14 protein-coding genes are annotated in these 21,338 nt (G+C 61.9%); 9 read left to right on the plus strand and 5 right to left on the minus strand.

What is annotated here, in order from left to right; translation table 11 throughout:
- The first annotated feature begins 16 nt into the window (after positions 1 to 16).
- Complete coding sequence (locus PSH86_RS02665) at positions 17 to 856, plus strand: 23S rRNA (adenine(2030)-N(6))-methyltransferase RlmJ (RefSeq protein ID WP_116834017.1); 840 nt, start codon at positions 17 to 19, stop codon at positions 854 to 856.
- 122 nt (positions 857 to 978) lie between these two features.
- Here the strand turns inward: PSH86_RS02665 and msrA are convergent, their stop codons facing one another.
- From msrA to aceE, 5 genes are all read right to left on the minus strand, one after another.
- The gene (msrA, locus tag PSH86_RS02670; protein ID WP_109752361.1) at positions 979 to 1,626 is read right to left on the minus strand and encodes a peptide-methionine (S)-S-oxide reductase MsrA; all 648 of its coding nucleotides are present in this window, start codon (positions 1,624 to 1,626) and stop codon (positions 979 to 981) included.
- A gap of 118 nt (positions 1,627 to 1,744) precedes the next feature.
- Entirely contained in the window at positions 1,745 to 4,438 is a 2,694-nt protein-coding gene (locus PSH86_RS02675; RefSeq protein WP_109752103.1) for a bifunctional diguanylate cyclase/phosphodiesterase, read from the minus strand.
- Positions 4,439 to 4,632: 194 nt separating this feature from the next.
- Positions 4,633 to 6,024, minus strand: coding sequence for an alkaline phosphatase D family protein (locus tag PSH86_RS02680; protein WP_305487652.1), 1,392 nt, complete (start codon positions 6,022 to 6,024; stop codon positions 4,633 to 4,635).
- A gap of 350 nt (positions 6,025 to 6,374) precedes the next feature.
- Positions 6,375 to 8,015: a dihydrolipoyllysine-residue acetyltransferase gene (gene aceF / locus PSH86_RS02685; protein ID WP_109752105.1), complete on the minus strand. Its 1,641-nt coding sequence runs from the start codon at positions 8,013 to 8,015 to the stop codon at positions 6,375 to 6,377.
- Between the two features lie 11 nt (positions 8,016 to 8,026).
- Positions 8,027 to 10,672 (minus strand): pyruvate dehydrogenase (acetyl-transferring), homodimeric type, encoded by a 2,646-nt coding sequence (gene aceE, locus PSH86_RS02690; RefSeq protein WP_063323231.1) that lies wholly within the window; start codon positions 10,670 to 10,672, stop codon positions 8,027 to 8,029.
- Between the two features lie 382 nt (positions 10,673 to 11,054).
- Here aceE and glnE point away from each other — a divergent pair, with 382 nt between their 5' ends.
- From glnE to PSH86_RS02730, 8 genes are all read left to right on the plus strand, one after another.
- The gene (gene glnE, locus PSH86_RS02695) at positions 11,055 to 13,994 is read left to right on the plus strand and encodes a bifunctional [glutamate--ammonia ligase]-adenylyl-L-tyrosine phosphorylase/[glutamate--ammonia-ligase] adenylyltransferase (protein ID WP_109752106.1); all 2,940 of its coding nucleotides are present in this window, start codon (positions 11,055 to 11,057) and stop codon (positions 13,992 to 13,994) included.
- A gap of 344 nt (positions 13,995 to 14,338) precedes the next feature.
- Positions 14,339 to 15,373, plus strand: coding sequence for a lipopolysaccharide heptosyltransferase II (waaF, locus tag PSH86_RS02700; protein WP_109752107.1), 1,035 nt, complete (start codon positions 14,339 to 14,341; stop codon positions 15,371 to 15,373).
- A gap of 1 nt (position 15,374) precedes the next feature.
- Positions 15,375 to 16,433 (plus strand): lipopolysaccharide heptosyltransferase I, encoded by a 1,059-nt coding sequence (gene waaC / locus PSH86_RS02705; RefSeq protein WP_109752108.1) that lies wholly within the window; start codon positions 15,375 to 15,377, stop codon positions 16,431 to 16,433.
- Complete coding sequence (locus PSH86_RS02710) at positions 16,433 to 17,557, plus strand: glycosyltransferase family 4 protein (protein ID WP_163855588.1); 1,125 nt, start codon at positions 16,433 to 16,435, stop codon at positions 17,555 to 17,557. The genes waaC and PSH86_RS02710 overlap by 1 nt, the downstream gene beginning before the upstream one ends.
- Positions 17,554 to 18,360, plus strand: a complete 807-nt coding sequence (rfaP, locus tag PSH86_RS02715) for a lipopolysaccharide core heptose(I) kinase RfaP (RefSeq protein ID WP_109752110.1) — start codon at positions 17,554 to 17,556, stop codon at positions 18,358 to 18,360. Before PSH86_RS02710 ends, rfaP begins: the two co-directional genes overlap by 4 nt.
- Entirely contained in the window at positions 18,360 to 19,094 is a 735-nt protein-coding gene (locus PSH86_RS02720) for a lipopolysaccharide kinase InaA family protein (protein WP_163855584.1), read from the plus strand. Before rfaP ends, PSH86_RS02720 begins: the two co-directional genes overlap by 1 nt.
- The gene (locus PSH86_RS02725) at positions 19,091 to 19,843 is read left to right on the plus strand and encodes a lipopolysaccharide kinase InaA family protein (RefSeq protein WP_109752112.1); all 753 of its coding nucleotides are present in this window, start codon (positions 19,091 to 19,093) and stop codon (positions 19,841 to 19,843) included. The genes PSH86_RS02720 and PSH86_RS02725 overlap by 4 nt, the downstream gene beginning before the upstream one ends.
- A complete protein-coding gene (locus tag PSH86_RS02730; protein ID WP_305487662.1) occupies positions 19,843 to 21,303 on the plus strand; it encodes a lipopolysaccharide kinase InaA family protein in 1,461 nt (486 codons plus the stop codon). Before PSH86_RS02725 ends, PSH86_RS02730 begins: the two co-directional genes overlap by 1 nt.
- Positions 21,304 to 21,338: the final 35 nt, after the last annotated feature.

A 21,338-nucleotide genomic window follows, 5' to 3' on the forward strand; every position in this document is an offset into this window, starting at 1 on the left:
CTTCGCAGGAGCCGCCATGAATTATCGCCACGCCTTCCACGCCGGCAATCACGCCGATGTGTTCAAACACCTGACCTTGACCCGCCTCATCGCCTTGATGTCGCGCAAGGAGCAACCCTTCGCTTACCTCGATACCCATGCGGGCATCGGGTTGTACGACTTGCAGGGTGACCAGGCCAACCGTACCGGTGAGTACCTGGAAGGCATCGCGCGGTTGTGGGGCGAGAGCGATCTGCCGCCATTGACCGCCGATTACATGAAGGTGCTGCACGAGATGAACCCGGACGGGCAGTTGCGCTACTACCCAGGCTCGCCGGAGCTGGCGCGGCGCCTGACCCGGTCGCAGGACCGTGTGCTGCTCAATGAGAAACACCCTGAAGACGGTGTATTGCTCAAGGACAACATGAAAGGCGACCGTCGCGTGGCGGTACACCTGGGTGAAGGTTGGCATGTGTCGCGAGCACTGCTGCCGGTGGCGGAGAAGCGTGCCCTGATGCTGATCGATCCGCCCTTCGAACAGCTTGACGAAATGCAGCGCTGCGCCGCTTCGCTCAAGGAGGCCATTGGCCGGATGCGCCAGACAGTGGCCGCGATCTGGTATCCGGTGAAGGACCAGCGGATGTTGCGCCGCTTCTACCAGGACCTGGCCGGCACGGGGGCACCGAAGCTGTTACGCGTGGAGCTGCTGGTGCACCCACTGGCGACGCCCAACAGCCTGAATGGCTCCGGCCTGGCGATTGCCAATCCGCCGTGGGGGCTGGAGGAGGAGTTGCGTGAACTGCTGCCGTGGCTGTCGAAAAAACTGGGGCAGACCCAGGGTGGGTGGCAGATGGATTGGTTGATCGCTGAAAGCTGATGCACCTATGGCGTCTGGAAGGCCGCCATCGCGAGCAGGCTCGCTCCCACATGTGGACGCACTGCCACCAATCCCTGTGGGAGCCGAGCTTGCTCGCGAAGCTTTTTTTCAGGACAGAGGGTTCAGATCGGGCACGTCACGCCGGTCCCGCCAATCCCGCAATAGCCTTCCGGGTTTTTCGCCAGATACTGCTGGTGGTAGGCCTCGGCGAAGTAGAACGTCGGTGCTTCTTCGATTTCGGTCGTGATGGTGCCTTTGCCTGCCTTGGTCAACTCAGCCTGGAATACTTGCTCGCTGTGTTTGGCCGCCGCCAGTTGAGCCGGGTTGGTGGCATAGATCACCGAGCGGTATTGGGTACCGATGTCATTGCCCTGGCGCATGCCCTGGGTCGGGTTGTGCAGTTCCCAGAACATTTTCAGAAGCTGGTCGTAGCTGACTTTTGCCGGCTCATAGACCACCAGTACCACCTCGCTGTGGCCGGTAAGGCCCGAACAGACTTCTTCATACGTCGGGTTTGGCGTGAAGCCGCCGGCGTAACCCACCGCCGTGCTGACCACGCCTTCGCGCTGCCAGAACTTGCGTTCCGCACCCCAGAAGCAGCCCAGGCCAAAGATCGCGAAATCCACGTCCATGGCAAACGGGCCCAGCAGCGGCGCGTCGAGTACGAAGTGTTTTTCCGGCACGGTCATTGGGGTTTCACGGCCAGGCAGGGCTTGTTCTTGAGTAGGGAGCACGTTTTTGTTCACCAGGATTTCCGAGCGCAAGACCATCATCAGTCCTCTCAGTCAGATTGGGTTGAGCGAAATAGACCGTCAGTGTGCCCAATGCCGGTTAGTTAAGAAAGACACAGCGTTGACGAGGGGATGGACGTAGGGGCAGGCAAGGCCGTCAGACGAGCGGCCCGCGGGGGTAGCGCTTGAGCTTTTCGATCAGCTCGGCGCCGGGGATCGGGCGGTCGAACAGGTAGCCCTGGCCGACATCGCAGCGGTGACGCCTTAGGAATGTCAACTGCTGGGCGGTTTCGATGCCTTCGGCCACGACCTTGAGTTTCAGGTTGTGGGCCATGGCGATCACCGCCGAGGTGATTTCCATGTCGTCCTGGTTGTCCGGGATCTCATGGATGAAGCTGCGATCGATCTTGATGATGTCGATCGGGAATTTCTTCAGGTAGCTCAGGGACGAGTAACCGGTGCCGAAGTCGTCCATCGCCAGGGTCAGCCCCAGGCGCTTGAGCTGGTCGAGCTGCAAGTGGGTGTCTTCGGTGGCTTCCAGCAACAGGCCTTCGGTCAGCTCCAGTTCCAGCAGCCGGGCCGGCAGCTGTTCCTCCTTGAGGATACTGGCGATGGAGGCGACCAGGTCGGGGTCGGAGAACTGCTTGGGCGACAGGTTGATCGCCACTTGCAGGTTGCCCAGGCCGGCGGCGGTCAATTGCTTGCTCATGCGGCAGGCCTGGCGGGCGATCCATTTACCGATAGGGATGATCAGCCCGGTTTCTTCGGCCACGCTGATGAACTGGTCCGGGCGGATCATGCCCTTTTCCGGATGGTTCCAGCGCAGCAACGCCTCCATGCCCAGCAGACGGCCGCTGCGCAAGCACAACTTGGGTTGGTAGAACACGTCCAGTTCGTTCTGGGTCAAGGCGCGGCGCAGGTTGTTTTCCACGAACAGCTTGTAGCTGGCCTCGGCATTCAGCGCCTCGGTGAATACCTGGACCTGATGTTTGCCGTTGGCCTTGGCCTTGTGCAGGGCAAGGCCGGCGTTGCGCATCAGGGTCTGTGGATCGCGGCCGTGCAGCGGAGCGCAGGCCAGGCCCACGGAGCCGGTCACGCTGATCAGTTGGTTGTCGACGAACATGGGTTTGTCGAGGGTCATCAGCAATTGGCTGGCGATCTGCTGCCCGGCTTCCAGGTCAGTGTCGTCCAGCAGGACCGCGAATTCGTTACTGGCGAATCGCGCCAGGCTGCCGCTGGGGCTCAGGCTGTTGCGCAGGCGCCGAGCCAGGCTGATCAGCAGCTTGTCACCGGTCTGGTGGCCAAGGCTGTCGTTGATGCGCTTGAAGTTGTCGATGTCCACCAGCAGCAGGCTGATGGGCGAATCACTGTCCCGGGCGAAGCGCTCATCGAGGTTGCGGATGAACGCCGGACGGTTGCCCAGGTTGGTCAGGTTGTCGGTGTAGGCCAGGCGCTCGATGCGCTGCTGGGCCAACTTGGTCTGGGTGATGTCTTCGTAGATGCCGATGTAGTGCGTCAGTTCGCGGTTGTCGCCGTAGACCTTGGAAATCGACAACTGGCCCCAGTAGGGTTCCAGGTTCTTGCGCCGGCTCTTGAATTCGCCCTGCCAACTGTTGCTCTGGGCCAGCGCCGATGGCGCGTCGAACAGCAGTTCGCTGAGGTTCTCCAGGGCCGGCAGTTCCGAGAGGCGTTGGCCGTGGACTTCCTCGGTGGTGTACTGGGTGATCGCGGTGAAGCTTGGGTTGACGTACTCCACCACACCGTCGCAATTGACCAGCAGGAACGCATTGGCGCTCTGTTCCACGGCGCGCTGGAACAAGTGCAGGGCGCTGGTCGCGGTTCGTCGATTGTGGTTGTTGATGACCTGGGCGAACTGGTCGGCCAGTTCACCGGCGAAGGCGATTTCGTCCGATTGCCAGGCTCGGGTGACGCCGACCTGTTCCAGGCACAGTACGCCGACTACCTGGCCGTCGATACGAATGCTGGCGTCGAGAATGGCGTTGACGTCGCGGGCGCGCAGGCTCTCGGCCATTTCCCGGGTGCGCGGGTCGCGCATCGCGTTGTGAGCGTCGATGGCGCGGCAGGTCTGCAACGCCTCCATGTAGTCGGGAAAGTCGTTGGCGTCGATCACCTCCGGCAGGAAATACTCCTGGGAAGCGCGGTTGTAGGCGGAGATCGGTACCAGTTTGCCGTCGTCCAGGTTCCAGATACTGGCGCAGTCGATCTGGTAGATGTCACAGGCGCTGCGGGTGATGAGTTCGGCCGCTTCGAGCAGGGAATTGTTGGCGCTGTAGCGTTGACGGGTCAGCAGCAGAATCAGGTCTTGCTGGGCTCGCACCCGGTCCAGATGCTGGAGCTGTTCTTGCTGGGCGCGCTGGTTCAGTTCCAGGGCGATCTGCAAGCGTGAATTCTGGGTTTCCAGGTCCAGGGCCGGCATGGAGGGTTCGCCTTGCAGCAAATTGTCCACCGCCAGCAGGAAACCGCGCAGCAGATGACGATTGTGTTGCTTATAGGCCTCACCGGTTTCCAGCACGTTCATCGGGCCTTTGGCGGTGTGTAGCGTGTAGCGAATCTGGTAATGCGAGGCCTGGGCCAGTTGCTGCTGGATGGCGTCATGCAACTGATAGCGCGCTTCGGGCTCCATCAGGCTGGCATAGGGCGCACTGACCAGCGAGCACAGCTCTACCGCCGGCAGGCCGAAGTATCGCTCGCAGTTGGGGTCGAGGAACAACAGCGCCCAGCTTGCTTCATTCAGCCGTTCGAAACGCAGCATACCGAGCCGCGAGGGCACCGGTAACTGCGTCACTACCTCGGCCGCCATACGGCTGGCGGCATCGGGTTGGCTTTTCATGGGGAAACTCGCTTCGAAAATGCTGATCGCGCCGGGCTGACGCCCTCGTTATTACGGATTGGCGCAAGGTTGCATCATTGCGGCACTGGCTGACAAGAGAGATGAAGGCCAAGTGCTATAAACCTTTTATCGGCCGACGAGGGGATTTCTCCAGTCGCCGACCGATCAGAGGCCATGGAAGGTACCAGTGCCTGTCATTGCAGTGGTATATCGACGCTCTGCAAGGGGGCGCCGTCCCGGTCGTGGAAAGTGACTTGAAGGCTCTGCGCCGTGACATGCAGGCGGGCGAAGTTGTCTTGGCTCACCACTTTGCTGGTCAGTTCATAGCGATACTGACCGCTTTTGGTGCGGGCCATGGGCCTGTGGAAAATAAAATCCGAGGCTTTTGCAAAAGGCAGCAATTTGCTGTTGTAGAACGGCGAGGAAACCACGGTGTTGACCTCGAAATCAGGATCCTCGCTGTGACGCAATCGGCTGGTCATGGAGCCGTGGACATCGCCCGAGACGAAAACCACGTTTTTGATCCGATGGCGGCGAATGGTTTCCAGCAGGCGCAGGCGTTGTTCGGGGAAGGCTTGCCAGGCATCGCCGTCATTGTGCTTGCTGTCAGGGAAGAACATGACGCTGGTCACGATGAGTTTGACCCGGGCGGGGCTGTCGATGAGCCATTGGAGCAAAGACTGTTCCTGTTCCTCGTCGAGGATGCGTCGGTCGTCCGCCGACAGATTGCGTTGCGTCCGGCTGTCGGTGACGAACCATTGGATATCGCCGTGGGTGAGGACGTACCAGTAGTGCGTTAACGACTTGTTTAATCTTCCGTCGCCCGACAGTTCATGGGCGGGCCCATGGCTGGCCTGATAAAGCCCATAAGCGTCCATGGCATTTGCGTATAGAACGTCGTCGTTGACGGTTTTCCTGGCGGGCCAGTTGTCTTCGATTTCATGGTCGTCGAGGATCATGTAGGTAGGGATACGCGACATTAACTTCCTGATGTGCGGCTGGGTAAACACCGCACGGTACCTGAAGAGAATGTTCTTATAGATTCGGTCCGGGCCGATGACGTTAAGGTCATCGAGATAAACCTGGTCACCGATCATTAACACTGCGCTGATCGGCGGGTTGGCCTGTGCCACGATGCGATTGATACCGGCAAAGGTGCGGTCCCCAAGCCCGGGTAACAACGGGGTGCGGGCGGCGATTCGCAAGTAGCGACAAGAACCCACGATGTAAGCGCGCGGTGCGTTGGTTCTGCTGGCCGGCGTTCGGAAGCAGTAAGTGTTGCGGGGCCATTGCAGCGGCAGTTCCTGGACGGTTTCCACAGTATGGGTGGGGCTCAGGGGGCTGAACCAGCCGGCCTGGTATTCGTAGGCGGTGTCGGGTTGCAGGCCTTTCAACACGATGACATCGGACATGTCGCGGTAGGCCTTCAGTTGGACGAAATGCCCTTTCGACCAGTGGGGATCACCTTGGCGCCTGTGGCGAACTCCGGCGAATACCAGGTTGTTGTCGAGATCGCCTCGCAGGAATATCCGAGCGTGATCCGTTGTCGTGTGGCCGACGATGGGGCCGACGGTAGGTTTGAACATGTTCGAATCCATTCGAAGTTGTAATCGGTGGGGGTAAGCATCAAGTTGCCTTGGCGGTTTGATGCTAAAGCGCCGCGCGTCATAAATATCGAGAGGGGAGGGGGCACAGGTTGTGGGTAATGACTAATAGGGGGCGTAGTCATTTAAAACTTGCGGGGTAGGAAAAGTGCTGGGATGTCTGGCATACCGCTATCGCGAGCAGGCTCGCTCCCACAGAAGCGCCCGGCCTGCTGACTGGCTTGAATGGCAGGCAAAAAAAGCCCCGCCAAACGGGCGGGGTTGAGGTACGAGCGTGGCGCTCGGAAAACAGCGGTCCGGATGGCCCTCCGCAAAGGGAGGGCCGCCCGGTGTTACAGCAGGATGGTACGGATGTCGCCCAGCAGGTCGCTCAGACGCTTGGTGAAGCGTGCGGCGGCGGCGCCGTTGATCACACGGTGATCGTAGGACAGCGACAGTGGCAGCATCAGCTTCGGCTGGAAGGCTTTACCATCCCAGACAGGCTGGATGGTGGCCTTGGAAACACCCAGGATCGCCACTTCCGGCGCGTTGACGATCGGCGTGAAGCCGGTGCCGCCAATGTGGCCGAGGCTGGAGATGGTGAAGCAGGCGCCCTGCATGTCGTCGGCGGTGAGCTTTTTGTTCCGGGCTTTTTCGGCCAGGGCAGCGGCTTCGCCAGCCAGTTGCAGCAGGCTCTTCTGGTCGACGTTGCGGATGACCGGTACCAGCAGGCCTTCCGGGGTGTCGACGGCAAAGCCGATGTGTACGTATTTCTTGCGGATCACTGCCTTGCCGCTTGGCGCCAGGGAGCTGTTGAAATCCGGCAGTTCCTTGAGCAGGTGCGCACAGGCCTTGAGCAACAGCGGCAGCACGGTCAGCTTCACACCGGCCTTTTCCGCCACGGCTTTCTGGGCGACGCGGAAGGCTTCCAGCTCGGTGATGTCGGCCTGGTCGAACTGAGTCACGTGGGGAATGTTCAGCCAGCTGCGATGCAGGCTCGACGCGCCGATCTGCATCAGGCGAGTCATGGCCACTTCTTCGGTTTCGCCGAAGCGGCTGAAGTCCACCGCCGGGATCGGCGGAATGCCCGCGCCGCCAGTGGCGCCTTCGGCCGGTGCGTTCTTGGCCTTCTGCATCATGGCCTTGACGTAGGCCTGCACATCTTCCTTCAGCACGCGACCGTGTGGACCACTCGGGCCAACGGCAGACAGCTCGACGCCGAATTCACGGGCCAACTGACGCACCGCAGGACCGGCATGCACTTTGGCACCGCTTGGCGCAGGCGCGGCGGCAACAGGCGCAGGAGCCGCTTCGGCCTTGGCCGCAGGCGCGGCGGCTGGCGCTGGAGCTGCTTCAGCCTTGGCGGCAGGCGCAGCGGCTGGGGCTGGCGCGGCAGGTGCCGAGGCGCCCGCTACTTTCAGCTTCAGGATCAGGTCGCCAGTGCCGACTTCGTCGTCCAGCTTGACCTCGACGCTTTCCACCACACCGGCGGCCGGCGATGGGATTTCCATGCTGGCTTTGTCGGATTCCAGGGTGATCAGCGACTGGTCGGCTTCGACGGTGTCGCCAGCCTTGACCAGCACTTCGATGATCTTGGCCTTGCCCGACGAACCGATGTCCGGGACATGAATGTCCTGGACCGTGGCAGCGGCAGGCGCAGCAGCGGGTGCGGGAGCCGCCTCGGCAGCCGGTGCGGCGGCAGGCTTTTCAGCCGCGGCCGGGGCAGCAGCGGGTGCGGCCGCTTCAGGCGCCGCGGCGGCGCCCTCGACTTCCAGCTCCAGCAACTCGTCGCCTTCTTTCAGGCGGTCGCCCAGCTTCACTTTCAGGCTCTTGATCACACCGGCCTTCGGCGCAGGCACTTCCATGCTGGCCTTGTCCGATTCAAGTGTCAGGATGCTCTGGTCGGCTTCGATGCGGTCGCCGACCTTCACAAACAGTTCAATTACTTCACCTTCACCGCTGCCGATGTCAGGTACGCGAATGAGTTCGCTCACGAAAATTCTCCTCAGCAGTCCAGTGGGTTGCGTTTTTCCGGATCGATGCCGAACTTGACGATGGCTTCGGCCACCACTTTCGGTTCGATATCGCCACGGTCAGCCAGGGCTTCCAGGGCTGCCAACACAACGAACTTACGGTCGACTTCGAAGAAGTGACGCAGCTTCTTGCGGCTGTCGCTACGGCCGAAACCGTCGGTGCCCAGCACTTTGAATTCCTTGGAAGGAACCCACTGGCGGATCTGCTCGGCGAACAGCTTCATGTAGTCGGTAGAGGCGATGACCGGACCTTTACGGCCGTTCAGGCATTCTTCGACGTAGCTCAGCTTAGGCTTCTGGCCAGGGTGCAGGCGGTTGCTGCGCTCTACGGCCAGGCCGTCGCGACGCAGTTCGTTGAAGCTGGTGACGCTCCACACGTCGGCACCGACGTTGAACTCTTCACGCAGGATCTTCGCTGCTTCACGCACTTCGCGCAGGATGGTACCGGAGCCCATCAGCTGGACGTGGTGCGCCGCTTCGCGGGTGTCTTCCTCGAGCAGGTACATGCCCTTGACGATGCCTGCCTCGACACCGGCCGGCATGGCTGGCTGCTGGTAGGACTCGTTCATCACGGTGATGTAGTAGAAGACGTCCTGTTGCTCTTCGGTCATCTTCTTCATGCCGTCCTGGATGATCACCGCCAGCTCATAGCCATAGGTCGGATCATAGGTGCGGCAGTTCGGGATGGTCCCGGCCAGCATGTGGCTGTGGCCATCTTCGTGTTGCAGGCCTTCGCCGTTCAGCGTGGTCCGGCCAGCGGTACCGCCGATCAGGAAGCCACGGGTACGGCTGTCGCCGGCCGCCCAGGCCAGGTCGCCGATACGCTGGAAGCCGAACATCGAGTAGAAGATGTAGAACGGCAGCATCGGCTGGTTGTGGCTGGAGTACGAAGTACCGGCGGCAATGAAGGAGCTCATGGCGCCCGCTTCGTTGATGCCTTCTTCGAGGATCTGGCCCTTCTTGTCTTCGCGGTAGAACATCACCTGGTCTTTATCGACTGGCTCGTAGAGCTGGCCGACGGAGGAGTAGATGCCCAACTGACGGAACATGCCTTCCATACCGAAGGTACGGGCTTCGTCCGGGATGATCGGGACGATGCGCTGGCCGATTTCCTTGTCCTTGACCAATTGCGCGAGGATCCGCACGAAGGCCATGGTGGTGGAGATTTCACGGTCGCCCGAGCCGTCCAGGATCGCCTTGAGGGTCTCCAGTGGCGGGGTCGGGACGCTGAAGCTCTTGGCGCGGCGCTGTGGTACGAAACCGCCCAGCGCGGCACGGCGCTCGGCCAGGTAACGGGCTTCGGCGCTGCCTTCTTCCGGCTTGAAGAACGGCAGGTTTTCCAGCTCGCTGTCCTTGACCGGAATGTCGAAGCGGTCGCGGAACAGCTTCAGGCTGTCGACATCGACCTTCTTGGTGTTGTGCGCGGTGTTCTTCGCTTCGCCGGCACCGGTGCCATAACCCTTGATGGTCTTGGCCAGGATGACGGTCGGCTGCTCTTTGTGGTTGACCGCTTCGTGGTACGCCGCATAGACCTTGTACGGGTCGTGGCCGCCACGGTTGAGTTTCCAGATCTCGTCGTCGGACAAGTCGGCAACCATTGCCTTGAGTTCAGGCGTGTTGAAGAAGTGCTCACGGACGAACGCGCCGTCCTTGGCCTTGTAGTTCTGGTACTCGCCGTCGATGACTTCGTCCATGCGACGTTGCAGGATGCCGTCGACGTCCTTGGCCAGCAGTGGGTCCCAGAAACGGCCCCAGATGACTTTGTTGACGTTCCACTGGGCGCCACGGAACACGCCTTCGAGTTCCTGGATGATCTTGCCATTGCCGCGAACCGGGCCGTCGAGGCGCTGCAGGTTGCAGTTGATGACGAAGATCAGGTTGTCCAGCTTCTCGCGGCCGGCCAGGGAGATCGCGCCCAGGGATTCCGGCTCGTCGCACTCGCCGTCACCCATGAAGCACCAGACTTTCTGCTTGCCTGGCTGGATGAAACCACGGGCTTCCAGGTACTTCATGAAGCGCGCCTGGTAGATCGCCTGGATCGGGCCCAGGCCCATGGATACGGTCGGGAACTGCCAGAAGTCTGGCATCAGCCAAGGGTGCGGGTACGAGGACAGGCCGTTGCCGTCCACTTCCTGGCGGAAGTTGTTCATCTGGTCTTCGGAGATGCGGCCTTCCATGAACGCACGGGCGTAGACGCCTGGCGATGCGTGGCCCTGGAAGTAGATCAGGTCGCCGCCGTGTTCGTCGGTCGGGGCCTGGAAGAAGTAGTTGAAACCGATGTCATACAGCGTCGCGCTGGAGGCGAAGCTGGAGATGTGACCGCCCAGGTCAGAATCTTTCAGGTTGGTACGCATGACCATGGCCAACGCGTTCCAACGTACCAGCGAGCGAATGCGGCGTTCCATGAACAGGTCGCCAGGCATGCGTGCTTCGTGGGTAACGGGGATCGTGTTGCGGTACGGCGTGGTGATGGCGTAGGGCAGTTGCGAACCGCTGCGGGTCGCGAGTTCGCCCATACGGGTCATCAGATAATGAGCACGGTCTTCGCCTTCTTTGTCGAGAACCGATTCCAGGGCGTCCAGCCATTCCTGGGTTTCGACGGGATCGAGGTCTTGCATGGCTTGCTCCAGGGCGGAAAGGCTACCAGAATCGGTTGCCTGAGTTTGCGACTGGCCTTGTGGGCAGACGATATAAATTCTTGGATTGCCGAAGGTTGTTTCGGCGGCGTGTAGTTTTACTACAAATCGTTGGCCGTTTCAGCCTTTCGAATGTATAGACGAGTAGTAAAACTACACATGAGCGGCTTATGGCCGCTCGTTTCGTTGTGAGAATAATCGTTACTGTTGGTCTTTAGCCAACTCGAACAGGTAAAAACTTGATGCCGGCTGCCAATAAAATCAGATTTTCAGCTATTTATCATCTTTGTTCGACAGTCGATCAGGTAGTGTCTTCTGAAAAAACACTACATCCAGCCTCTCCCGCGCCGATCAAGGATAGACCATGAGCCTGCCCTCGCTTGCCGAAGTACCGGCCATTCTCCAGTCATTGGTCAGTCGGGCCGAGCAGTCGTTCCGTGCCGCGGTCGCCTTGTTCGACGACGACCACGGGTTGTCTGCCTGGACGCCCGAGCGTTGGGATGCGTTCAAGCGCGTTGCCGCCGCCAGTGATTTTTTCATCGAGCAGAGTCTCCGTGACCCGGCGATGCTGCTGGAGCTGGTGCGCAGCGGCGAACTGGACCGCAGCCTGGCTCCCGGTGAAATGTGCGCACAGATCGGTGCCGCAGTACAGGCCGCCGAGACCGAGGATGAACTGGGACGCGTCCTGCGCCGTCAGCGTACGCGCCAGCAGGTGCGGATCATCTGGCGCGACCTGACCCGCCAGGCCGACCTGGTCCAGACCTGTCGCGATCTCTCGGACATGGCCGACACCTGCATCGACCAAGCCTATCAATGGTTGTACCAGCGCCTCAGTCAGCAATTCGGCACGCCCACCGGACGGCGCAGCGGCGAGCCGCAGCAGATGGTCATCCTGGGCATGGGCAAGCTTGGCGCCGTGGAGCTGAACCTGTCGTCGGACATCGACCTTATTTTCGCCTACCCCGAGGGCGGCGAAACCGTTGGCGTCAAGCGACCGCTGGATAACCAGGAGTTTTTCATCCGTGTCGGCCAGCGCCTGATCAAGGCCCTGGACCCGATGACCGTCGACGGTTTTGTCTTTCGCGTCGACATGCGCCTGCGCCCCTACGGCTCGGCCGGCGCGCTGGTGCTGAGCTTCAATGCCCTGGAGCAGTATTACCAGGACCAGGGCCGCGATTGGGAACGCTACGCCATGATCAAGGCGCGGGTGGTGGCGGGCGATCAGGTGGCCGGTACGCAATTGCTCGACATGTTGCGCCCGTTCGTCTATCGCCGTTACCTGGATTTTTCCGCCATCGAAGCGCTGCGCACCATGAAGCAACTGATCCAGCAGGAGGTGCGGCGCAAGGGCATGGCCGACAACATCAAGCTGGGTTCGGGCGGCATTCGCGAGGTGGAATTCATTGCCCAGGCGTTCCAACTGATCCACGGCGGTCGCGACTTGAGCTTGCAGCAGCGGCCGTTGCTCAAAGTGCTGGGCACCCTGGAAGGCCAGGGCTATCTGCCGGCCAAGGTGGTCGACGAGTTGCGCCAGGGGTATGAGTTCCTGCGTTATACCGAGCACGCTATCCAGGCCATCGCCGACCGCCAGACCCAGATGTTGCCGGACAGCCCACAGGATCAGGCGCGCATTGCATTCATGCTGGGTTTTGCCGACTGGTCGGCCTTTCACGAGCAATTGATGTACTGGCGCGGGCGTGTGGCCTGGCATTTCGGCCAGGTCATCGCCGACCCGGATGAAGAGGAGGGCGGGGAAAGCGAAGTGGTGGTGGGTGGCGAATGGTTGCCCTTGTGGGAAGACAGCCAGGATGAAGAGGCGGCATGTCGTCAGTTGCAGGACGGTGGCTTCGTCGATGCACCCAAGGCCCTCAAGGCACTGGCTGCCTTGCGCGCGAGCCCGCAACTGCGCGCCATGCAGCGCCTGGGGCGCGAGCGTCTGGATGCCTTCATTCCACGCCTGTTGGCCCAGGCCGTGGAGCATGCCAATCCGGACCTGGTGCTGGAGCGGGTGCTGCCATTGGTAGAGGCTGTCGCCCGCCGTTCGGCCTATCTGGTGTTGCTGACGGAAAACCCCGGAGCCCTGCGACGCTTGCTGACGCTGTGCGCGGCGAGCCCTTGGATAGCGGAACAAATCACCCGTTTCCCATTGTTGCTCGATGAATTGCTCAATGAGGGCCGGCTGTTCAAGCCGCCCCTGGCGCCGGAGTTGGCGGCGGAGTTGCGTGAGCGCCTGACGCGCATTCCCGAGGATGATCTGGAGCAACAGATGGAGGCGTTGCGGCATTTCAAGCTGGCGCATCGCCTGCGGGTAGCGGCTTCGGAAATCGCCGGCAGCCTGCCGCTGATGAAAGTCAGCGATTACCTGACCTGGCTGGCCGAGGCGATTCTCGAGCAAGTGCTGGCCCTGGCCTGGCGCCAGACGGTGACCAAGCACGGCGTGCCATTGCGCACCGATGGCAGTCTGTGCGATCCGGGCTTCATTATTGTCGGTTATGGGAAAGTCGGCGGGCTGGAACTGGGGCATGGTTCCGACCTGGACCTGGTGTTCATCCACGATGGCGACCCACAGGCGGAAACCGATGGCCCGAAACCCATCGACGGCGCGCAGTTCTTCACCCGGCTCGGCCAGCGGATCATCCACCTGCTGACCGCCCAGACCAACTCCGGGCAGTTGTACGAAGTGGACATGCGCCTGCGACCGTCCGGGGCGTCGGGGTTGCTGGTCAGTTCCCTTGGGGCGTTTGCCCGTTATCAGGAGAATGAAGCCTGGACCTGGGAACACCAGGCATTGGTGCGAGCCCGGGTGCTGGTGGGGAGCCAGGATGTGGGCCAGGCGTTCGAGAAGGTCCGCGCCCAGGTGCTGGGACGCAAGCGTGACTTGCCGATGCTGCGTCAGGAAGTCAGCGAAATGCGCGCCAAGATGCGGGACAACCTTGGCAGCAAGGCTACCGCCGCCGGGACTGCGCCGAATGCCTTCGAGGCCGCGGCGCCCTTCGACCTCAAGCAGGACGCCGGAGGTATCGTCGATATTGAATTTATGGTGCAATACGCGGCCCTGGCGTGGTCCGAGGAACACCCCTCGCTGGTGCGCTACACCGATAACATCCGCATCCTCGACGGGTTGCAGGAGCTCGGGTTGATGCCGGCCGAAGATGCCACGCTGTTGCGCGAAGCCTATAAAGCCTACCGCTCCGCTGCCCACCGCCAGGCCTTGCAGAAAGATACCGGGGTGATCGCAGGCGACCAGTTCGTGGATGAACGCCGGCAGGTCTTGCGGATCTGGCGGGAGCTGGGGCTGAGCTGAGTATTGAATGAATGTGGGAGCGAGCCTGCTCGCGATGGCGGAGTGTCAGGCGACATTGAGGTTGGATGTGATGGCCTCATCGCGAGCAAGCTCGCTCCCACAGTGGATTTGCGGTGCGGCACCGTACTTGAAACAGATGAAGGCCCCTTGTGGGAGCGAGCCTGCTCGCGATGGCGGAGTGTCAGGCGACATTGATGTTGAATGTACCGGCCTCATCGCGAGCAGGCTCACTCCCACAGTTGATGGGGGTGTGTTGTAGATTAGGGCAACAGGCAACGACCTAAGCCACAGTGATTCTCGAGGCGGGGAGGCGTAGGCCTCCCTGTATCGTTTTTGGAAAGCACATGAATATTCTGATCGTTGGGCCCAGTTGGGTCGGTGACATGGTGATGGCGCAGACACTGTTCCAGTGCCTGAAACAGCGCCATCCGCAGTGCGAAATCGACGTCCTGGCCCCCGAGTGGAGCCGGCCGATCCTTGAGCGCATGCCCGAAGTACGCAAGGCCTTGAGCTTCCCGCTCGGCCACGGCGTGTTGGAACTGGCGACCCGTCGGCGTATCGGCAAATCCCTGGCCGGCCAGTACGACCAGGCGATCCTGTTGCCCAATTCGTTGAAATCGGCACTGGTGCCGTTCTTCGCCCGTATCCCCAAGCGCACCGGCTGGCGTGGCGAGTTTCGCTACGGCCTGCTCAACGATGTGCGCACACTGGATAAAGAACGTTATCCGCTGATGATCGAGCGCTTCATGGCCCTGGCCTACGAGCCTGGGGTCGAGTTGCCCAAACCCTATCCGCGACCGAGCCTTGCGATCGACCCGGTGACCCGTGAAGCGGCGCTGGCCAAGTTCGGCCTGAGCCTGGATCGTCCGGTGCTGGCTCTCTGTCCGGGTGCCGAGTTCGGTGAATCCAAGCGCTGGCCGGCGGAGCATTACGCCCAGGTTGCCGAGGCGAAGATTCGCGAAGGCTGGCAAGTCTGGCTGTTCGGCTCGAAAAAAGATCATCCGGTGGGCGAGGACATCCGCTCGCGGTTGATCCCGGGGCTTCGGGAAGAGTCGGTGAACCTCAGCGGCGACACCTCCCTGGCCGAGGCCATCGACCTGCTGTCCTGCGCCGATTCCGTGGTGTCCAACGACTCCGGCCTGATGCACGTGGCCGCCGCCCTGAATCGGCCATTGGTGGCGGTCTACGGCTCTACTTCGCCAGGCTTCACACCACCGTTGGCCGACAAGGTCGAAGTCGTGCGCCTGGGCATCGAGTGCAGCCCGTGCTTCGACCGCACCTGCCGCTTCGGTCATTACAACTGCCTGCGCCAGCTTATGCCGCCTGCCGTGAACGAAGCCTTGGAACGTTTGCAAGGCACACCCGTGGAGGTCCGGTAACTTGCGGGTATTGCTGATCAAGACCTCTTCGCTGGGGGATGTGGTTCATACCCTGCCGGCGCTGACCGACGCGGCGCGAGCGATTCCTGGCATCAAGTTCGATTGGGTGGTGGAAGAAGGCTTCGCCGAAATCCCCACCTGGCACCCGGCCGTGGGCAAGGTCATCCCGGTGGCGATCCGGCGCTGGCGCAAGAACCTCTGGCAAACCATCAAGAGTGGCGAATGGCGACGCTTCAAACAGAACGTGCGGGCCGAAAAGTACGACCTGGTGATCGACGCCCAGGGCCTGCTGAAAAGCGCCTGGCTGACCCGCTACGTCAAGGCCCCGGTCGCCGGCCTGGATAAGCACTCGGCCCGCGAACCCCTGGCGGCGCGCTTTTATTCCCGGCGCCTGGCGGTGGCCCGTGGTCAGCATGCGGTCGAGCGCGTGCGCCAGTTGTTTGCTCTGGCGCTGGGCTATGACTTGCCGCAAACCCAGGGCAGTTATGGCCTCGACATCGACCGATTGGTGGAATTGCCACGCCCCTACCCCTACGTGGTGTTCCTGCACGGCACGACCTGGGAGTCCAAGCATTGGCCCGAACTTTACTGGCGCCAGCTCACCGAGCGCATGGGGCAGTTCGGAGTGGTGGTAAAACTGCCGTGGGGCAACCCCGCCGAAAAGGCCCGGGCCGAACGCATCGCCAGCGGGCTGCGCAACGCCTTGGTACTGCCGAAACTGAACCTGGGCGGGATGGGCAAGGTGCTTGCCGGCGCCCAGGCCTGCGTGGCCGTGGACACCGGTCTGGGGCATCTGGCCGCGGCCCTGGACGTGCCGACCATTTCGCTGCTCGGTCCGACCAATCCGGTGCTGACCGGCGCCTACGGCAAGGGCCAGATTCACCTCGCCAGTGATTTCCCCTGCGCGCCGTGCATGCAGAAACAATGCACTTACCCGCCGACCGCCGAAGATGCTCGGCGGTTTGACCTGAAACGCGAGCAGCCCCTGTGCTTCACGCGTCTGAACCCCGAGCGTGTTGCCAGCCACCTGAGCACGTTATTGGCTGAGGAGCCGCGCTGATGCAATTGGCTTTTGTCCTTTACAAGTACTTCCCCTTCGGTGGCCTGCAGCGTGACTTCATGCGCATCGCCCTGGAATGCCAGCGACGCGGCCACCAGATCCGTGTCTACACGCTGATCTGGGAAGGCGACGTGCCGCCTGGCTTCGAGGTGCTGGTGGCGCCGGTCAAGGCGCTGTTCAACCATCGCCGCAACGAGAAGCTCAGTGCGTGGATGGAGGCCGATCTGGCCAAGCGCCCGGTGGACCGTTTGATCGGCTTCAACAAAATGCCCGGCCTGGACGTGTACTACGCCGCCGACGGCTGCTTCGAAGACAAGGCGCAGAACCTGCGCAATTCGCTGTACCGGCGCTGGGGTCGCTACCGGCATTTCGCCGAGTACGAGCGGGCGGTGTTCGCCAAGGACGCCAAGACTGACGTGCTGATGATCTCCGAAGTCCAGCAGCCACTGTTCATCAAGCATTACGGCACGCCGCTGGAACGCTTTCACCTGCTGCCACCGGGCATCGCCCAGGACCGCCGTCGGCCCGCCGATGCCGAGGAGATCCGCGCCGCGTTCCGGGCTGAATTCGAGCTGGCCGCCGACGACCTGCTGCTGGTGCAGATCGGCTCCGGGTTCAAGACCAAGGGCGTGGATCGCAGCCTCAAGGCCCTGGCCGCGTTGCCAGCCGAACTGCGAAAACGCACCCGGCTGTTTGTAATCGGCCAGGACGACCCCAAAGTATTCCAACTGCAGAGCGCTGCGTTGGGGCTCGGTGACAATGTGCGGTTCCTCAAGGGCCGCAGCGACATCCCGCGTTTCCTGTTGGGCGCCGACCTGTTGATCCATCCGGCGTACAACGAGAACACTGGCACCGTGCTGCTCGAAGCGCTGGTGGCCGGGTTGCCGGTACTGGTCAGCGCGGTATGTGGGTACGCCCATTACATCGCCGAGGCCGACAGTGGCCTGGTGCTGGACGAGCCGTTCGAACAAGCACAGCTCACCGAGTACCTGGGCCGTATGTTGAGCGACGCCGATGCCCGGGCGGCCTGGAGCCGCAATGGTCTGGCCTTCGCCGAGACGGCCGACCTCTACAGCATGCCGCAGCACGCGGCCGATGTGATATTGGCGGAGCACGCACAATGAAATTGATGCTGGCCGAACCGTTCAAGAGCCTTTGGGCCGGGCGCGATGCGTTCGCCGAAGTCGAGGCGCTCAAGGGCGAGGTCTATCGCGAACTGGAAGCCCGGCGCACCTTGCGCACGGAGGTGGACGGTCGTGGTTTTTTCGTGAAGATCCACCGTGGTATCGGTTGGGGCGAGATCTTCAAGAACCTGTTCACCGCCAAGCTGCCGGTACTCGGCGCGGGTCAGGAGTGGAAGGCGATCCAGCGTTTGCAGGAAGTCGGCGTACCGACCATGACGGCTGTAGCCTACGGCGAGAAAGGCCGCAACCCGGCGGACCAGCACTCGTTCATCGTCACCGAAGAGCTGGCGCCGACCGTCAGCCTCGAAGACTTCAGCATCGACTGGGTCAAGCAGCCGCCGCAACCGACACTCAAGCGTGCCCTGATCGCCGAAGTGGCGCGCATGACCGGCATGATGCATCGCGCCGGGGTCAATCATCGTGACTGCTACATCTGCCACTTCCTGTTGCATACCGACAAGCCGGTGACGCCGGCGGATTTCAAACTCTCGGTGATCGACCTGCACCGCGCCCAGACCCGCCCGGCCATCACCACTCGCTGGCGCAACAAGGACCTGGCGGCACTGTATTTCTCGGCGCTGGACATCGGCCTGACCCGCCGCGACAAGTTGCGTTTCCTCAAGGGCTATTTCCAGCAGCCGTTACGGCGGATTCTCGCCGAAGAGGCTGCGTTGCTGGCCTGGCTCGAAGGCAAGGCCAACAAGCTGTATGCCCGCAAGCAGCGGTACGGGGACGCGCTCTGATGTCGGGTTGGAATCTGGAACCAGAGTACGTTGAGCTGGCGCAGGACTTTGGCAGTCTCGACGCGGTGTTCGCGTTGCAAGGGGAGCGTTTGACCCGTGACCCGTTGTCAGAGGTGATCCGGGTGCAGCGCAACGGCGTGAACTATTACGTCAAGCGCTACGTCGGCGCCGGCAAGGGTTTGCGCCGCTACCTGGGCAAGCCGCGGGTCAAGTCCGAGTGGCAGAACCTCAAGCGCTTCGCCAAATGGGGCATCCCCACCGCCGAAGTCGTGGGCTGGGGCTTGGAGCGAAACGGCGCGACTTATGCCCGTGGCGCGCTGATCACCCGCGAACTGCCGCATACCGAAGACCTCTCGGCCCTGGCCGAGCGGCACGACCCGCGACTGGCGGATCGCGCCTGGGTCGATGGCGTGAGCCGGCAATTGGCCGGCTACACGCGGACCATGCATGACCATCGCTTCACCCATAACGATCTGAAGTGGCGCAACCTGTTGATCGACGATCGCTCGCGGCTGTTTCTGATCGACTGTCCAAACGGCGACTTCTGGCGTGGTTTCTGGCTCAAGTACCGTATCACCAAGGATTTGGCGTGCCTGGATAAAGTGGCCAAATACCATTTGTCGGCCACGCAGCGCCTGCGTTTTTATCTGCAATACCGTCAGCGCGACCGGCTCGATGCGTGCGACAAGAAACGCATCCGTCACGTGGTGAGATTTTTCGAGGGGCGTGAATGACTGATTTTCTGGCCGCTGAAGACCGGGCGTTGTTGCAGCGTCATGGCCTGGACAGCTTCGAGGCCTTGTGGGCGCGGCAACTGGAGGCGGTGGACGAACCCAATACCTCGGGCGACGGCTGGAGCAGCGTGTTCCGACTGGAGCTGGAAGGGCAGGGTTATTACCTCAAGCGCCAGAGCAATTACCTGACCCGAACCTGGTCCCACCCGTTTGGCGAACCGAGTTTTTCCCGGGAGTTTCGCAACATCAGCCGTTATCGCCAGTTGGGGATTCCGGCCCTGCAAGCGGTGTTCTACGGCCAGCGCAAAGTGGATGGCGAGGTGCGAGCGATCCTGCTGACCCGCGCCCTGGATGGCTGGGACGACCTGGATTCACTCTTGCAACGCTGGCCGAGCCTGACGACGGCGCAGCGCACCACCATCCTCGACGCCTGCGGTCAGTTGGCGCGGCGACTGCACGGCATGCATCAGGTGCACGGCTGCTTTTATCCGAAACACATCTTCCTGCAAGCCACCGCCAGCGGTTACCAGGCGCAATTGATCGACCTGGAAAAGACCCGGCCACTGCTGTTCGGCCAACGGGATCGGGTCAAGGACCTGGAGCCTCTGCTGCGTCGCGCGGCAGTCTGGAGCGATGCCGATGTGCGCCAATTGCTGTCTACCTACCTGGACCAGCCGCTCGACAGTGGGCTGGTCGACAGCTGGATGACCCGCCTGACCGCCCGGCGTAGCCACAAGGAAGCCCGTTGATGCATTTGTCCGAATTGAAGAATGCCGGCCGCAGCCCCAGCCTGCCGCTGAGCCTGGAACTGGCCGACGCTGCTGGCGCGGCGCAATTGCAGCTGCTTTCGCTGTTGCGGGTGTTGCCGGGGCAGCGTTATGTCGGCGCGGGCGTCTGGCGTGGTCGGCCGGTGCTGGCCAAATTATTGGTGGGCAGCAAGGCCGCCCGGCATTTCCAGCGGGAATTGCAAGGCGTGCGCTTGCTGGCCGAGCAAGGGTTGACCACGCCGTTATTGCTCGCCGATGGCCTGAAAGAGGGTGAAGGCGGCTGGTTGTTGTTCCAATTGCTCGAAGACGCCGAGAGCCTGGGCGATGCCTGGAAACAGGTCGAACACCTGCCGTTGCTGGCCGACGAGCAGGCGGCGGTGCTGGCCGAAGCCCTCGGCGCCATCGCGCAACTGCACGGCAAAGGCCTCTGGCAGGAAGACCTGCACCTGGACAATCTGCTGCGCCATGACGGCAAGCTCTATTTGATCGACGGCGCTGGCATCCGCGCTGAGACCCCGGGGCAACCGTTGTCGCGGCAGAAGGTCCTGGAGAACCTGGGGGTATTTTTCGCCCAGCTGCCCAAAGCCCTCCATCCGTTCAATGAAGAGCTGCTGGTGTATTACCTGCTGGGCAACGCCGAACACGCGCTGCCCATGGAAGCGTTGCAAAAACAGATCGACAAGGTGCAAGCCTGGCGTCTCAAGGACTTCCTGGCAAAAGTCGGGCGTGAGTGCAGCCTGTTCAGTGTGCAGCGCGGGGCGTTCGGCCTGCGGGCGGTCCGTCGTGATGAAGAAGCGGCGATGACGCCGGTGCTGGAGCAGGCCGATGCGTTGCTTGACCAGGGCCATCTGTACAAGACCGGTGGCGCGGCCAGCGTCGGCAAAGTCGAGGCGAACGGTCGTACCTTGGTGATCAAGCGCTACAACATCAAGAACTTCGCCCACTGGCTCAAGCGCTTCTGGCGCCCGAGTCGTGCCTGGCATTCCTGGCGCGAAGGCCATCGCCTGGCTTTCCTCGGCATTGCCACACCCAAGCCGCTGGCTTTGCTGGAGAAGCGCTTCCTGTGGTTGCGCCGCGGCGCCTACCTGGTCACCGAACACCTGGCGGGGCCGGACATCATCGAGCGCTTCGGCCCTTACGTGGAGAACGGTGAAGCCCCCGAAGCTGAATTGCTGGCGCTGGATCGCTTGTTTGCCGACCTGATCCGCGAGCGCATCAGCCATGGCGACTTCAAGGGCCACAACTTGTTCTGGCAGCACGACCGCTGGGCGCTGATCGACCTCGACTCCATGTGCCAACACCGCACCCAGGCCAGCTTCGCCCCGGCCTACGCCCGGGATCGCGCGCGGTTCATGCGCAATTGGCCGCAGGACAGTGCGTTGTATCGGGTGATTGATGGGCGGTTGCCCAAAACAATCGATAGCGCCTCGTCCGCCCTATGAATCGCAAGTGAAGACCGTGCTGTTCACGTGAGGTC

Source organism: Pseudomonas sp. FP2300 (assembly GCF_030687595.1).
Taxonomy (GTDB): domain Bacteria; phylum Pseudomonadota; class Gammaproteobacteria; order Pseudomonadales; family Pseudomonadaceae; genus Aquipseudomonas; species Aquipseudomonas bijieensis.

Excerpts from the sequence above, each read along its gene's own strand:
- PSH86_RS02730 (WP_305487662.1), top strand. The coding sequence starts at position 19,843 with ATGCATTTGTCCGAATTGAAGAATGCCGGCCGCAGCCCCAGCCTGCCG.
- PSH86_RS02680 (WP_305487652.1), bottom strand. The coding sequence starts at position 6,024 with ATGTTCAAACCTACCGTCGGCCCCATCGTCGGCCACACGACAACGGAT.
- PSH86_RS02665 (WP_116834017.1), top strand. The coding sequence starts at position 17 with ATGAATTATCGCCACGCCTTCCACGCCGGCAATCACGCCGATGTGTTC.
- PSH86_RS02710 (WP_163855588.1), top strand. The coding sequence starts at position 16,433 with ATGCAATTGGCTTTTGTCCTTTACAAGTACTTCCCCTTCGGTGGCCTG.
- glnE (WP_109752106.1), top strand. The coding sequence starts at position 11,055 with ATGAGCCTGCCCTCGCTTGCCGAAGTACCGGCCATTCTCCAGTCATTG.
- msrA (WP_109752361.1), bottom strand. The coding sequence starts at position 1,626 with ATGGTCTTGCGCTCGGAAATCCTGGTGAACAAAAACGTGCTCCCTACT.
- PSH86_RS02720 (WP_163855584.1), top strand. The coding sequence starts at position 18,360 with ATGTCGGGTTGGAATCTGGAACCAGAGTACGTTGAGCTGGCGCAGGAC.
- PSH86_RS02675 (WP_109752103.1), bottom strand. The coding sequence starts at position 4,438 with ATGAAAAGCCAACCCGATGCCGCCAGCCGTATGGCGGCCGAGGTAGTG.
- waaF (WP_109752107.1), top strand. The coding sequence starts at position 14,339 with ATGAATATTCTGATCGTTGGGCCCAGTTGGGTCGGTGACATGGTGATG.
- rfaP (WP_109752110.1), top strand. The coding sequence starts at position 17,554 with ATGAAATTGATGCTGGCCGAACCGTTCAAGAGCCTTTGGGCCGGGCGC.
- aceE (WP_063323231.1), bottom strand. The coding sequence starts at position 10,672 with ATGCAAGACCTCGATCCCGTCGAAACCCAGGAATGGCTGGACGCCCTG.
- PSH86_RS02725 (WP_109752112.1), top strand. The coding sequence starts at position 19,091 with ATGACTGATTTTCTGGCCGCTGAAGACCGGGCGTTGTTGCAGCGTCAT.